This window comes from Sorlinia euscelidii, from assembly GCF_036452135.1.
In the GTDB taxonomy this organism is placed as follows: Bacteria; Pseudomonadota; Alphaproteobacteria; order Acetobacterales; family Acetobacteraceae; genus Sorlinia; species Sorlinia euscelidii.
The window spans coordinates 359,914-374,072 of the sequence record NZ_JAWJZZ010000003.1; the positions used below are offsets into that span (position 1 = coordinate 359,914).

At 57.6% G+C, this 14,159-nt stretch carries 13 protein-coding genes and 1 tRNA gene; 6 read left to right on the top strand and 8 right to left on the bottom strand.

Translation table 11 applies throughout. The annotated features are described in order from the left end of the window. Positions 1–6: 6 nt before the first annotated feature. The 3 genes from CGLAMM_RS07385 to CGLAMM_RS07395 form a co-directional block, all read right to left on the bottom strand. Positions 7–870, bottom strand: a complete 864-nt coding sequence (locus CGLAMM_RS07385; protein WP_394819808.1) for a septal ring lytic transglycosylase RlpA family protein — start codon at positions 868–870, stop codon at positions 7–9. Next, the gene (locus tag CGLAMM_RS07390) at positions 851–1,852 is read right to left on the bottom strand and encodes a lytic murein transglycosylase (protein ID WP_418115521.1); all 1,002 of its coding nucleotides are present in this window, start codon (positions 1,850–1,852) and stop codon (positions 851–853) included. The genes CGLAMM_RS07385 and CGLAMM_RS07390 overlap by 20 nt, the downstream gene beginning before the upstream one ends. An 80-nt stretch (positions 1,853–1,932) precedes the next feature. After that, the gene (locus tag CGLAMM_RS07395) at positions 1,933–2,385 is read right to left on the bottom strand and encodes an MlaD family protein (protein ID WP_394819809.1); all 453 of its coding nucleotides are present in this window, start codon (positions 2,383–2,385) and stop codon (positions 1,933–1,935) included. A gap of 129 nt (positions 2,386–2,514) precedes the next feature. On the opposite strand from CGLAMM_RS07395, the gene CGLAMM_RS07400 reads away from it, so the two are divergent. Together CGLAMM_RS07400 and CGLAMM_RS07405 are read left to right on the top strand one after the other, a co-directional pair. Further along, positions 2,515–3,357, top strand: a complete 843-nt coding sequence (locus tag CGLAMM_RS07400; protein ID WP_394819810.1) for an undecaprenyl-diphosphate phosphatase — start codon at positions 2,515–2,517, stop codon at positions 3,355–3,357. A gap of 82 nt (positions 3,358–3,439) precedes the next feature. After that, positions 3,440–4,972, top strand: coding sequence for an amino acid permease (locus CGLAMM_RS07405; protein WP_394819811.1), 1,533 nt, complete (start codon positions 3,440–3,442; stop codon positions 4,970–4,972). A gap of 27 nt (positions 4,973–4,999) precedes the next feature. Here CGLAMM_RS07405 and CGLAMM_RS07410 read toward each other — a convergent pair whose 3' ends face one another. The 4 genes from CGLAMM_RS07410 to CGLAMM_RS07425 all read right to left on the bottom strand — a co-directional run bounded on the left by CGLAMM_RS07410 (position 5,000) and on the right by CGLAMM_RS07425 (position 8,662). Then, positions 5,000–5,506 (bottom strand): hypothetical protein, encoded by a 507-nt coding sequence (locus tag CGLAMM_RS07410; protein WP_394819812.1) that lies wholly within the window; start codon positions 5,504–5,506, stop codon positions 5,000–5,002. A 165-nt stretch (positions 5,507–5,671) separates the two neighbouring features. Continuing rightward, positions 5,672–5,746: transfer RNA gene (locus CGLAMM_RS07415), tRNA-Val, on the bottom strand. Positions 5,747–5,810: 64 nt separating this feature from the next. After that, a complete protein-coding gene (locus CGLAMM_RS07420) occupies positions 5,811–7,697 on the bottom strand; it encodes a hypothetical protein (RefSeq protein WP_394819813.1) in 1,887 nt (628 codons plus the stop codon). Between the two features lie 35 nt (positions 7,698–7,732). Further along, the gene (locus CGLAMM_RS07425) at positions 7,733–8,662 is read right to left on the bottom strand and encodes a mitochondrial fission ELM1 family protein (RefSeq protein ID WP_418115522.1); all 930 of its coding nucleotides are present in this window, start codon (positions 8,660–8,662) and stop codon (positions 7,733–7,735) included. Between the two features lie 44 nt (positions 8,663–8,706). Between CGLAMM_RS07425 and CGLAMM_RS07430 the strand changes: the two genes are divergently transcribed. After that, positions 8,707–9,834: a DEAD/DEAH box helicase gene (locus tag CGLAMM_RS07430; protein ID WP_394819816.1), complete on the top strand. Its 1,128-nt coding sequence runs from the start codon at positions 8,707–8,709 to the stop codon at positions 9,832–9,834. A gap of 65 nt (positions 9,835–9,899) precedes the next feature. Here the strand turns inward: CGLAMM_RS07430 and glyA are convergent, their stop codons facing one another. Next, complete coding sequence (gene glyA / locus CGLAMM_RS07435) at positions 9,900–11,204, bottom strand: serine hydroxymethyltransferase (RefSeq protein WP_394819817.1); 1,305 nt, start codon at positions 11,202–11,204, stop codon at positions 9,900–9,902. 97 nt (positions 11,205–11,301) lie between these two features. On the opposite strand from glyA, the gene CGLAMM_RS07440 reads away from it, so the two are divergent. The 3 genes from CGLAMM_RS07440 to CGLAMM_RS07450 are packed head-to-tail and all read left to right on the top strand — an operon-like array spanning position 11,302 to position 14,158. Further along, on the top strand, positions 11,302–12,792 hold the full coding sequence (locus CGLAMM_RS07440) for an APC family permease (protein ID WP_394819818.1): 1,491 nt from the start codon (positions 11,302–11,304) through the stop codon (positions 12,790–12,792). A gap of 5 nt (positions 12,793–12,797) precedes the next feature. Beyond that, on the top strand, positions 12,798–13,787 hold the full coding sequence (hemB, locus tag CGLAMM_RS07445) for a porphobilinogen synthase (RefSeq protein WP_394819819.1): 990 nt from the start codon (positions 12,798–12,800) through the stop codon (positions 13,785–13,787). Then, entirely contained in the window at positions 13,784–14,158 is a 375-nt protein-coding gene (locus CGLAMM_RS07450) for a YraN family protein (protein WP_394819820.1), read from the top strand. The genes hemB and CGLAMM_RS07450 overlap by 4 nt, the downstream gene beginning before the upstream one ends. The last annotated feature ends 1 nt before the right edge of the window (position 14,159 follow it).

A 14,159-nucleotide genomic window follows, 5' to 3' on the forward strand; every position in this document is an offset into this window, starting at 1 on the left:
GACTTCCTATCTGACCAAGAGGCGTGGATTACTAATGCCACATTTCTGGGCACGACTCTGCGCGTCGTCGGTTTTCTCTACCGTGGGGAATGGCCCGTCAATTACCTGCCATGCGGGGTTGGCGCCGTCTCCGACATCCCGCGTGACAAGGGCCTGGCAACGTGTCGCGACGCGCGCGGCAACACGATGTTGGTAGAAAGATCCTAGAACAACATAATAATTAAATGGATAAACGGGTTTCTGAATGTAGGTTGGTGGCAGGGCCTCGCCCGCGCTCAGCGTTTTTCGCGCCTTGATGCGTCCTGCATCCGCGTCAAAAACCTGTCGGTCGCGGCCATCCAGCGACTGCGCCGTCACTGTGCCACGCCCCGGTGGCGCAATGCCGAGGTCAGGTATGGCCGCCGAGTCATAACCTAAGGCGGCATTTTGCTGAGGGTCCAGCGTGATCCGCACAGGCGTTGGATTTTTCCCCATACCTAATATCCGCGCGACAGTTGGCGTGACAGCAAGAAGGCGCCGCCCATCACGGGGGCCGCGATCATTGAGCCGGATTTTGACGACCCGGCCATTATTGAGATTCTCCACCCGGACTAAAGCCGGAAGCTGCAATGTCTGATGCGCGCCCGTCATGGCGGCGGCGGACCAGACCTCCCCATCCGGCAATGGGGTATTTCCCGGCCGCGTGTAGATCTGGGCGAGGCCCGTCTCAGAATATTCCGTTTTCGCCTCGGGGTAGAACCAGCGATCGAGCCCTTTCCAGGGTTTGCCAAGCGCCGGGTGCAAGCTTGCTTGAGGGGGCGCCCCCGCTTCGTGACAGCCCGTCAGGATAACCAGCGTGACCAGCGCAGCCTTATATTCGCGAAGCTTCATCAGCAATCAAGCCCACTGCAAGCGCATAGAAATCCGCCGGGTTATAATGACGGATCGTCATGAAATTATCATAGACCACAAAACCGGATGAGAAGCCAGAAGCGGTCACCTCTCCCGTCGGAATAATCGCGCCGAGATCTGAATCCGGGGGCAGGGCTGCGCCATCCGCGCCAATAACGCCGGCACGTGACCATTGCTGATTGGTGGCGCGATGTCGACGCCCCAACTGGCCCACCGGCAAGGGCTTTGTCATCGTCACGGCGTAACCCCAGCGTCGGCCGCGCTGCCAGCCAAAGTGGTGCAGAAACTTCGCGATTGAAGCGAATACATCCGCCCGGCTGTGCCAGATATCAGGGACGCCATCCCCATCCCCGTCCGCAGCAAATCTGAGATAGGCGCTTGGCATGAATTGCGGTTGCCCCATCGCCCCGGCATAGGAGCCGGACATGTCAGCGGCGTGGAAGCCCTCCCGGTCGAGAATATGAAGGGCCTGGATGAGTTCAGCGCGGAAAAAGCGACGCCGTCGCCCCTCATAAGCTAAAGTCGCCAAGGCATCGAAAATATTGAATTTTCCCATTTTCCTGCCAAAGGACGACTCAAGCCCCCAGATTGCAATGATGATAGCGGGATCAACGTCATATTTATCGGAGACAGGTTTGAGAATGTCGCGCTGCGAAACCATGTTGATGCGCGCTCTTTCCAATGTGTCCTGCGTCAGCACAAGGTTCTTATAGGCCTGCCATGTCAGCGTGCCCTCCGGCTGACGACGGTCAAGGGCGATGACCCTGCGATTGGGCGCCTTAAGGCCCGAGAACGCATCATTGATCACGTTATCGCGTATGGCTTCCGCGCGTGCGGCGCTTTTGACATTGTTCAGAAAGGCCTGATAGGCGGGTGATGCCCGTCCCGACAATTTGGCGGCATGAGCGCGGGTGCTCAAGGCAGCGAGGCTCCCGGTAAGCATCAGGCGACGATCAAGCATCGAATTTCCTTTTCTCTTCGGTCACATCCGGCAATGCGCGCATCGACCTGAAGCGCGCCATCTCAGACGGCGCTCATCGCTTATTGGAGATGGCCGCCAAAAATATAGTCACTCACCTGTTGCTCCAGCGATAACTGATCCGTGGTTGATGTGATCATCTCCGTCGGTTTCAACCGCGTCGCAGCATGACCGGGATTAACCATCAGAGCATTGTCGGACGTCATGTCCGGCGCGACGATCGCGACGGCGGCATCGGTGGTCAAAGGCAGGTTTTTATCAATACTGAAAACGACCTTTGCGAGATCCGTATCCTTATCAATGGTGATCATATTGACCTGACCCACTGTGACGCCGGAAACCATCACCTCCGCACCTGGTCGCAGGCCGTTCGCGGAATTGAACAATGCAGTATATTGGAGGGTCGCGCCGCTGAAGACATGGCGATGCGCCCCGATATAAGCGGTAAAGCCCAGGGCGACGATCAGCACGGCGAGGCTGGCAAGGGCGGCGCCCCCACGGAATTTCTGAGACAATAATGACCTCATGACCAGTAGATTCATGCAATAGCGGCATAGAAGCCCACGTGCACGCGGCGTCAGGGTTGCCTTGATGCCTGGCTTGCGGCATTGATTTTGCACGCAAACATTTGTTTTGGGAAGTCCATGACCGTCATCCAAGCGTTGGCCTACGCTGTTCTCCAAGGAGTGACAGAACTTTTTCCCGTCAGCAGCCTCGGGCATGGGGTGGTGGTGCCCGCACTTTTCGGATGGGGGTTTGACCGTCATGACCCCTATTTCCTGCCCTTTCTCACTTTTCTGCATTTCGGGACGCTCATCGCGCTGCTTGCCGTCTTCTGGCGGGATTGGTGGTCCCTGCTCCGTGGCGCTACAGGGCGCGACGGTGCGCAGCGTCAGATTGAATCGCTGCGTATACTCTTCCTGCTGGTGGTGGCGACGATTCCGGCCGTGATCATTGGCGGGCTTTTCGAACATTATTTCCGTCGCATTTTCGCAGATCCGCGTCTTGTCTCTCTGTTACTGATCGCGAATGGGCTCCTCCTGCTGGCGATGGAGGGGCTGCGCGCCCGTCAGCGCCCGCAAAAAAGGGAAGTCATTTCAGCCCTGGGGGTAAAAGACGCGCTTTTCATCGGCGTCTGGCAGTGCCTCGCTTTGTTGCCGGGACTTTCGCGATCAGGGTCGACGATTATTGGCGGCCTCCTGCGCGGGTTGAATCACGAGGTTGCGACGCGATTCTCGCTTCTCATGGCACAACCGATCGTATTCGCGGCAACGGTCAAGGAAGGCTTTGCATTGCGCCACATTAAAGTGACCCATGAAATGGCCGAACTTTCAGTCATAGCGGCGGTTGCGGCAGGTGTCACAGCGCTTTTGAGCACGCTTTTCCTTTTGCGTTATTTCCGCAAGCATGATGGCTGGGCGCTCGCGCCTTTCGCTTATTACTGTATCATTTTTGGCAGTGTCGGATATTTTATACTGGCACGATGACGATTTTTCCGCCATCAAAACGTTTTGGCTCTCCTTAAAATTTAATTTTTCTTAAGGTGCTGCCGATTCCTGCCTTTGAGTGATGAGTATGCCATCCCGCCGCAAAACGCTTGTGCAGATAGAGCGTGACTTCAAGGATCGGTCCTTGAAGCAGACACTCTCCGCGACACAACTGACACTTCTCGGTGTCGGCTCAACCGTGGGTGCGGGCATTTACGTCATGACCGGCATGGCGGCATCGCAATATGCCGGTCCAGCTGTGCTGATCTCCTTCGTCATCGCGGCGGTCGCGTGCCTCTTTACCGCGCTTTGCTATGGTGAACTGGCGGCGAGCATGCCGGTGTCCGGTTCCGCCTATTCCTACGCCTATGTCTCAATGGGGGAGCGTGCGGCCTGGGTCACGGGCTGGTTGCTGCTGCTTGAATATGGGATCTCCTGCATCGCTGTGGCGTCCGGACTGTCCGGATATGCGTCAAGCCTGGCCGGGGCCTTCCATATTCATGTGCCTGAATGGTTCCAGACCTCCACCCTTATTACAAATGTCACCGCGGAAGCGACCCGAATCGGTTTTGACTGGCGGATAAACGGCGTCGGCGCGCTTGCCGTGTGCTTCATCACTTTCTTCCTCGTCATCGGGGTGCAGGAGACGGCACGGCTTAATACCATTGTGGTGTGCATCAAGGTGGGTGTGCTCCTGCTATTTATCGGGTTTGGCGTCTTCGCCATCTCGCCCCATAACTGGGCGCCATTCATGCCGCAAAATGAAGGCGGATTTCGCTATGGCTGGGGGGGCGTATTCCGCGCGGCATCGGTGATCTTTTTCGCCTATGTCGGGTTCGAGGCCGTTTCGACCGCAGCGACGGAAGCGCGGAATCCGCGGCGCGACGTGCCCATCGGCATTATCGGCAGTCTCGTAATCTGCACCATCATCTATCTCGGCGTGGCGGTGGTTCTGCTCGGTATCGTGCCTTACCGTCAACTCAATGTGGCAGACCCACTCGCCATCGCCGTCTCAAAGATGCACGCGCCCTTTCTGATGCTGTGCGTCAATATCGGCGCCACGGTGGGGCTATGCTCGGTCCTGCTCGGCCTGCTTTACGGGCAATCGCGGATTCTCTACGCCATGAGTCGTGACGGGTTGATCTCGCCCTTATTCTCTCACGTCCATCAACGTTTTCGCACACCCTGGACGGGCACGATCATCCTCGGCATTTGCGTCGCCATCGGCACAGCCACATTGCCGATCGATGTCATCAGTGAAATCGTGAGTATCGGCACGGCTCTGGCCTTCGCCATGGTGTGTTTTACGGTCATCTGGCAACGTAACCACGCGCCGGACGCACCGCGCCCGTTTGAAGTCCCGCTTGGGGGCGTGATGATACGTGGTTACTGGCTGGGTGTGACACCCATGCTCGGGATCGTGCTGTCAGGCGTGATGATGATACCGCTGGTGGTGGATATCGGGCGAGATGCGCTCATGGGCAATCCGCTTCCCGTTATTCTGCTTCTCGCTTATGCCATGCTTGGCGCTTTAATCTACGTGGTTTATTCCCGACAGCACTCCCGTTTCCACCCCGTAACAATCAGCGCCAAAGCTGATGGAAACGAGGCATAAAGCCAGCTTGTTTCAGGCGAAGCGGCGTCATTTCGGCTGACAGATGCCGGTCTTGCGAATAATGGTGATGGCAGCCGGGTCACCGTCGAGGGCTCTTTTGATCATCAGGCTGCATGCTTTGCGGGGCTGTTCCAGATAGGTGGAGGCCGCATTGCCCGCATTTGCGTAATCCAGGCCGGCATCGACAAGCTTATTCATGATCGACTGATACAGTATCTCGTGTGCATTTTCAGGCGTGTCTCTGAGGATGAGGTCAAAATAGGGCTCCGTCTTTATTTTACGCAGCGTGCAATTCAGGATTTTAACGTGATCGGCCGGATAAATCCCGCCCCCATGCCCGCCATAAGTCAGGGGGGTGCCGTCCGGCTTGCCCTCATAAGCGTGGATCAATTCCAGCACTGTGCCTTTCTTCCCGTCAAGATCATCGCCCGGGATGGTTTTGATGACGACGCCCCGGCACTCATCTGCCAGAGCATTGTGGGTGGAAAGTGACATGGCAATGGTGACGCAGAATAATTTGAGAGAGAGTCTCATGACATGAATTTCCCGATCACGCTTGATGAAGGGGCCAGCATCTCAGGCTCTCCACCTGGGATCCATTAAAACTTTTTCGGACCGGTATCTCCCTGACCGCGCCACAGGCGTGACCCGCGCGCGACGCGATTTTTACTGACACGAAGTTTGGGAAATGGATCGAACTGGTGGGTGCGACAGGGATTGAACCTGTGACCCCTGCCGTGTGAAGGCAGTGCTCTACCGCTGAGCTACGCACCCCAGTTGCGATGCCGGGATCACTATCAAACTCGGCACCGTGTGACAAGCCACTTGCGGGAAAATCTCAGAACCCGAACATGTGATCGAGCGAGAAACCGGCCTTCGCATTCATCTGGCCATGATAGCCGAATAGGCGGCATGTCATGTCGCGGATGAGGACATAGCCCCCCTCTCCGGCTTTCCCGATCAGGTCTCGGCCGAATATCTCATCCGGCCAGATGATTGCTGAGCCCGATGGCGCGATATGGATCGCTTTCTGCGCGATTTCCGTGCCGTCCCGCGCCACGAGATGCAGGATCGTTTCGGAGGGCGCTCCCCCTTCAAGGGATGTCGGGTAAATGAGGTGACTGAAACTGCGCATCCCCGCCTGACCTAATTTAAGGAAGAGCCGAGTCGTTAAACCTGGCGGCGGCCCGGTATAGGATTGCGGCTCGTTGCGCCAAGTCATGAGTGTATTGAAGATATGCGCACCGAAGCTTGTTTCAGCCGCATGTCCAGTGGTGCGGTCACGATAGCGCAACATGGCGTGCAGCCAGCCATCCGCCGCGCCGCCATCACGGTAATCATAAACAAGCTCCCCATGCCCTTCATGCGGCATGAGCTCATGCATGGCGAAAGCTGCTGCGTGATGACGCGGGAGATTGCCGAGAAATTCCTGCCGGACCTGCCTCCCCTGCCGGTCAAATAAATCCACCCGCACGGGGAGATGAGTCACTTGCTCCGACATGGGGTTGGGCTGCAGGAAGGTCGTATATTTTGCGGGGTCAAGCACGGGGAACGGCATGATAAATCCGCGCCCCATCCATGCAGGCATTTTTGCAATGGTGGGGTCGGGCTTGAGGTCCTGTCGCTCAATATTGAGGTGCGCGATCCGCGTCAGGCCGCGTTGCACCACCTCATAACGCGGCCGCACAATATGATTACCCGCGCGCAATTCAAGCTGGGCCGGCCATTTGACGTCCGGCATCAGCTCCCCCACATCCAGCCGATAGGTCCCGAAAGCCGGGATCTCGACGGTGACAGGGTATTCCCGCGTGTCACCCATACGGTTTAACGAAATCTCACCCGGGCTGATGGAAGAGGCGTGACTATTCTGGACCCAGAGAATAATCTGCTCCTCATCATCCGGCGCAGGCAAGGTCGCGAAGCGGGGTGACGGCCATGCATTGGCGTCATGAGTGACGGAGAGGCTCGCATCACGCCCTCGCCCATAGATATCGAGTGCATATTTGACGGTGTCATGCCCCCGCGCGCCCAGAACATGCAGAAATAACTGCCCGCAAAAAGCCGGGAGGGCGAAGCGTTTTCTGACTTCCTGGCTGTCAATGATCAAGCCCGCGCCGGGGGCTGTCATTTGGTCCTCCCATTCGGCAATGACGCGCCCAACCCCGTCATAAAGACGAAACCAATAGCGCACATTTGTCGCGCCGTAATGGCCCCAGTAATTGGCGGCGACGAGGCGCGTGGAGAGTTGGTCATCATCGCGGAAGAAAGCAAAATTTGTCGCGAAGTTAAGTTTATCGAGATAATTCTGCTTATTGCTGAGCATGGCCTCCGGCAAACGGGCCCCACCGAGCGTGATGATCTGCTGATCTTCCCGTGTCACGCGGGAGAGGCGAGACCGTGTTTTAGCGTCATCAAATGAGAGGGCGAGTATGTGGGTGGCGTTACTCTGCGCAATGTCAAACAGAGGCTGGAAAACGCCGCCTCTGCCATCATCCCTCCCGACTTCTTCAGACCGATGGGTGAAGAAACCGTAACCCGGCTTGAAGGCCGGGTAAAGCGCCAGGAAATTGGAAGCCTCATGATCAGGGTCATAGATCGCGAGGCGCGCCCCGTTGCCGAGGTCAGCGCCTATTTTTCGGATAAGTGACGCGGCGAGAGGATGGGCGATGGCTTTGTAAAAAACATTGCCACCCCGTTGAGGCGTGAAGGTGCTGATATCGAGCATAACATCCTCAAATCCGTGTCAAACCGGCGGGGAAGCTAGCCCAGCAGGCGCTTTCTTACTTCTTCGACCGCAATTTCCGTGTCGTCAAGCGGGGAAACGTCCCAGGGGCGCCAATCCGGCGTAAAGGGTCGGACGCGATCCAGACGGGTCAGGCCCTCCACAAAGGTTGAAATGCGTCGTGACCGTCCAGGCAGGGGGATGATCTGAACGGGTGCCTTCGTGGCCACCGCCTCTGAAATCATGGACACGCTGTCCGTCGTGACCGCGACCATATCCGCCAATGCCAGCATGCCGAGATACGGGTCATCGCCCTCATCGCCCCAGATATAGACATCAAGACCTTCAAGTTCCGACGTCAAAGCCGCAAGCGCCTGCCTGTCCGTGCGACGTGAGGGCGTGACGGCAAGCGCGATATTCTGTTGCCGCACCATCTGTGCCAGGCTTTGGCCAATCAGGCGGCCCTCCTCATGCCCAAGGCGGAAGCGCCCGTTCGACCCGCCAAGCATGACGCAAAGGAGGGGCCGACCCGCCCGTTGCAAACGCGCCGCCCACTCAGCCCGCGCCGAGGCGAGGCGGTCGGAGGTGACATTGTGCAGAGCGGTGCGGATGGAGATGACGTTGGGCCCTGAGATATCGTCGTGATGATTGGCGATGATGAGGTCAAATTGATCGAAGCCCATGCGCGGATTCTGAACCTGAACGAGTTTCAGTCCCGTCTTCCGACGAAGGGCCGCGCCTATCGCGCCGCCGCGCCCCCCGATACTGAGGAGCCATTGCGTGTCCGGCGCAAGTTGGATTGGCGCGGCCGCTTTAAGGGGGTCGGGGCAAAACCGTGTTGGCAGGTGACGCCACATGCCCTTAAGCAGGATGGTATGGAAATCGGGTTCAACACCCAGCCGGTGCAGCAGCCCTTCAGCCTGCGCACGCATCCCGGCGAAATTTTCACTGATAACCGCGACTGACATGTTCGCTCTTTGCGCCAGACGCTCATTTTTGGCAAGAAGTGAATATGACGCCCGATACAAACCTTTCAGATTTTGGTTTCGACCCCCGACTTTGCGCCGCCATGGCGCGTGAGGGTGTCGCGCATCCGAATGAGGTGCAGGTCAAATCCTGGCCGCATCTCCTCTCCGGGCGGGATGTCATTCTGACGGCGCAGACAGGCTCGGGGAAGACCATCACCTATCTCGCCGCTTTGTTGCAGAGGCTCATGGCGCCAACCGCCGCCAACCCAATCCCGGCACCTCAGGCGCTGATCCTGTCTCCGACGCGGGAGCTGGCGATGCAGATTGCCGGCATTTTACGCAATCTGGCCCGCCCTTTCGGGATCTCATCCGTGGTCATCATGGGGGGTGAGGACCGCGCGCGCCAGATAAAAAAGTTGGAAAGCGGGGCGCGGATCATGGTGGCAACACCGGGTCGATTAATTGACCTCCGGCGTGACGGTGCTGTGACCTTGTCTCACATCGCGACGCTGATTATCGATGAGGTTGATCGCTTGCTGGATGAGGGTTTCGCCGCGGAAGTGTTGGAAATTGCCGCAGGCTGTGCCGATGACGCGCAACTCATCCTGTGTTCAGCGACTTTTCCGGCAGCGTTAAAGGATCTGACACAGCAGATACGCCCGAAAGGCTTCATACGGGTTGACGTCAAGCCTGAAGCCGCCATGCCGCGCCAGATGCACCACCAACTCGCCTTTATCACCGGTCAGGTTAAGGGCGATCTGCTTCTGGCAAGTCTACAAGCGCGCCGCGGGCGGGCCATTATTTTTGTCAATATGAAGGCCGAGATCGATGCGGTGACGCGGTTTCTGCGGAAGGCGGGCGTCATGGCCGATATATTGCACGGCGACATGCGCCAGGCGGCGCGTACTAAAGCGTTACGTCATTTCAGCGAGGGGCGTGACCATATTCTCGTCACAACAGATGTCGCGGCGCGCGGGTTGGATATTAATGATGTCGGGCTTGTGGTGAATTACGATTTTCCACCCAGTGTCGAAACTTACATCCACCGTGCGGGCCGCACGGCCCGGGCCGGGTCGCGCGGTCTCGCCATCAGTTTCTGCGGGCCGGAAAAGCGCCATCTTGTGCGCGAAGTGGAGAAAGCGACGAAAATCCGGCTTAAAGTCATCGCCTGAAAAGAGGTGATATTGACCTGTCCCTCTGTCGGGCGGCGGTGCACGCCGCCCGGATGATGCCTGCCTCAGGCAGAGGGATAGGCACCTTTGTAAATCGGGAAGCGACGGCAAAGTGCCTTGACCTCCTCATGCACGCGGGTCTCAACAGCATCCTGCGACGCAGTGTCATGCGCGGAGAGCACTTCATCAATCATCCGCCCGATGTCGTGGAATTCCGCAACGCCAAACCCGCGTGAGGTCGCGGCTGGGCTGCCGAGGCGGATGCCAGAGGTGACAAAGGGTTTTTCCGGGTCAAAAGGCACGGCGTTTTTATTGGCCGTCATCCCTGCCCTCTCCAAAGCCGCTTCCGCCACTTTACCGGTGACTTTCTTCGGGCGCAGATCGACAAGGGCGAGGTGACAATCCGTGCCACCCGTCACAATATCAAAACCGCGTTCTTTCAGCGCATCCGCGAGAGCCTGCGCATTGGCGAGAACCGACTGCTGGTAGGACTTGAAGGCGGGTTGCAACGCCTCCCCAAATGCGACGGCCTTGGCGGCGATGACATGCATGAGCGGCCCACCCTGGAGCCCGGGAAACACAGCGGAATTCACCTTTTTGGCGAGTTCCTCATCATTTGTCAGCACGACACCGCCGCGCGGGCCGCGCAACGTTTTATGTGTTGTACTGGTCACGATATGCGCATGGGGCACCGGGTTGGGGAACAGCCCAGCCGCTACCAGCCCTGCAAAATGGGCCATATCGACCATGAGGTAAGCGCCGACCTCATCCGCGATCTGACGGAAATGCGCGAAGTCGATGACCCTCGGATAGGCGGAGCCCCCGGCAATGATGATTTTGGGCTTGTGCTGACGCGCGAGACGCGCCACCTCCTCCATATCGATCCGCCCATCTTCAGCCCGCACGCCATATTGCACGGGCTTGAACCATTTGCCTGAATAATTCGGTGCGGCGCCATGGGTCAGATGCCCTCCGGTGGCCAGGCTCATCCCCATAATCGTGTCACCCGGTGCAGCCATGGCCATGAAGGCCGCCATATTGGCATTGGCGCCGGAATGTGGCTGCACATTGGCGAATTTCGCACCGAAAATACGGGTCAGCCGGTCAATCGCGAGTGTTTCAACCTTATCAACTTCGACGCAGCCACCGTAATAGCGTTTCCCCGGCAGGCCCTCCGCATATTTATTGGTAAGGACAGAGCCCTGACTTTCCAGCACGGCGAGGGACACAATGTTTTCCGAAGCGATCAGCTCGATCCCATCCTGCTGACGCACAAGCTCCTGGTGAAGGATATCCGCGACTTCTTTGTCGGATTGAGCAAGATTGCCTAAATAAAATTTTGAAAGGTCAGGATGCGCGGCGGAACACATAAGAATTTTCCCTCATCAGAGCGCTTGAAAATGATGGCGTTATGGACTTTGACTTCATATCCCATATTATCAGTCATCGCCATCCTGACGAGACGGGATGGCGTTCGTTAAGGATAGTTTTATGCCCGTTAAGGCGAAATCGTTACTGCGCCGTAAATCGATCGACCAGGATATTTACGATTCGCGTCATTCTGCAATGCGGCGCGTCATCGGTCCGTCCGGCCTGATCGCGCTGGGTGTGGGCACGATTGTGGGCGCCGGTCTCTTTTCCCTCACGGGTGTCGCGGCGGGCCAACATGCAGGCCCCGCCGTGGTCCTCTCTTTCCTGATCGCGTCCATCGCGTGCGCCTTGGTCGGGTTATGTTATGCGGAACTGGCGAGCATGATCCCAAGTGCGGGTTCAGCCTATTCCTATACTTACGCGACCCTTGGTGAGTTGATTGCCTGGATTATCGGCTGGGATCTGATCCTGGAATATACAGTCGGCGGCGCGGCCGTGTCCGTCAGTTGGTCAAGCTATTTTGCCTCGCTCGTGCATCAATGGGGCATCTCAATCGACCCGCGCCTGCTGACCTCACCTTTTCTGATGACGACTTTGGCGGACGGGACATCTGCCCATGGTTGGGTCAACCTGCCCGCCATGATCGCCCTGACCCTGATCAGCCTCCTTCTGGTCCGCGGTATCTCGGGCTCGTTGCTTTTCAATAATTTTGTCGTGTTTCTTAAAATCGGCGTGATTGTTCTACTTGTTATCTTCTGCGCCCCCCACGTCAATTTTGCGAATTTCCACCCCTTCCTGCCGAAAAATGACGGTCATTTCGGAAGTTTCGGGTTCTCCGGCGTGTTGCAGGCTTCCGGGATGATGTTCTTTGCTTATCTCGGCTTCGACATCATCGCCACAACCGCGCAGGAAACACGCGATCCTGAAAAAACCATGCCGATCGGCATCCTCGGCAGTCTGATCGTGTGCACAATCCTCTTCGTTGTTTTTGCCTTTGTGCTGACAGGGGTGGTTAATTATAAATCATTGGCCGATGATGCCAGCCCGGTCGCGACCGCGATCGACGTCACCCATCTCGATTGGTTGCAGACCGTCGTCAAAATCAGCCTTCTCTTTGGTTATGCGGCAACGCTGATCGGCGTCATGCTCGGCCAGGCCCGCGTTTTTTATGCAATGAGCCGTGACGGGCTTCTGCCGAAAGCGGTTGGGTATGTCAGCCCCAAGACCGGCGCGCCCGTCATGGGTCACGTCATCACGTGGCTGCTGGCGGCGTTTCTTGCCGCGCTCTTTCCCATCTGGGTGCTAGGGGTGATGGTGTCGATCGGCACGCTTTTCGCGTTTGTTCTGGTCTGTGCCGGTGTGATCTATCTGCGTATCCATGAGCCGCATCGCCCCCGGGCCTTCACCGTGCCGGGTGGGCTGACCGTGCCGATATTGGGCATTATCGTCTGTGTCGGCATGATTGTCACGCTTGACATCATGACCTGGCTTCGTCTGGCTGTATGGCTCGCACTCGGCATACTCGTCTATGTTTTTTATGGTCGGCGGCATAGCCGTCTGGCCAATGCGCGCCTTCGGGAGGATTAAACGCGATGGCTTTCCCCGCGACCCGGATGCGACGGAACCGCGTCGATGATTTCACGCGGCGCCTTGTGCGCGAAACATGTCTGACGACGGATCACCTGATCTGGCCGATTTTCGTCTGTGAGGGGCAAAACCATCATTCCGCCATCAAGGCGATGCCTGGCGTCGCGCGCGTCAGTGTGGATCGCCTGAAGGCTCATCTTGCCGAAGCGGTGGCTCTGGGCATCCCGGCGATCGCGATTTTCCCCGTGACGCCGGAACATCTGCGGGATGCGGTCGGAAGTGAGGCGGAAAATCCGGATAACCTGATCTGTCGTGCCGCACGGGAAATCAAGAAACATTACCCGGATCTCGGCATTATCGGTGACGTCGCGCTCGACCCTTACACGGATCACGGCCATGACGGCCTCATCTCCGGCGAGGAAATCGTGAATGACGCGACGCTTGAGGTTCTGGCGCGGCAGGCTGTCAATCAGGCCCGGGCCGGCATCGACATCATCGCGCCGTCAGACATGATGGATGGACGGGTCGGCGTGATCCGGCGCGCCCTTGATCAAGAGGGCTTCCAAAATACCCGTATCATGTCCTATGCCGCGAAATATGCCAGTGCCTTTTACGGCCCTTTCCGGGAAGCGTTGCAATCTGGCGGTCGCCTGAAGGGGGATAAGAAGACCTATCAGATGGACCCGGCCAATACGGATGAGGCCCTGAGGGAAGTCGCTCTTGACCTTGAGGAAGGCGCGGATATGGTAATGGTCAAACCCGGTATGCCCTACCTCGATATCATCCATCGTGTCCGCACCACATTTAAGGTGCCGCTCTTCGCCTATCAGGTTTCAGGCGAGTATGCGATGCTGGCAAATGCCTTCGAGGTCGGCCTGCTGGATCGGGAAAAAACAATCCTGGAGAGTCTGATCGCTTTCCGACGCGCGGGGTGTCACGGCGTGCTGACGTACTTCGCGGTGGAAGCGGCGCGGATTTTGCAGAAGCAAAAGTGACGTTGCGCCGGGCGCTGCGTGGCGCGGATGCCTATCGGCGTGGTCTCGCGGCGGAAGATCGCGTCGCACGCCTGTTTCAAGAAGAAGGCTGCGACATCCTCGCGCGACGCCAACGTACGCCATTTGGTGAAATTGACCTGATTGTCGCCGATCCCGGTCACCTCGTTTTTGTAGAGATTAAAGCGCGTCGCCACCTGACGGAGGCCGCGCAAAGCCTCTCACCCCGTCAGGCACAGCGCATTATACAGGCCGCGACATTCTGCCTTGAAACAGAACCTTGCTGGCAGCGTGACGCAACACGATTTGACCTCATCATCATCGATGAATTGCACGAAATCCGCCGCATCAAAGACGTTTTTCGGCTGATATGAT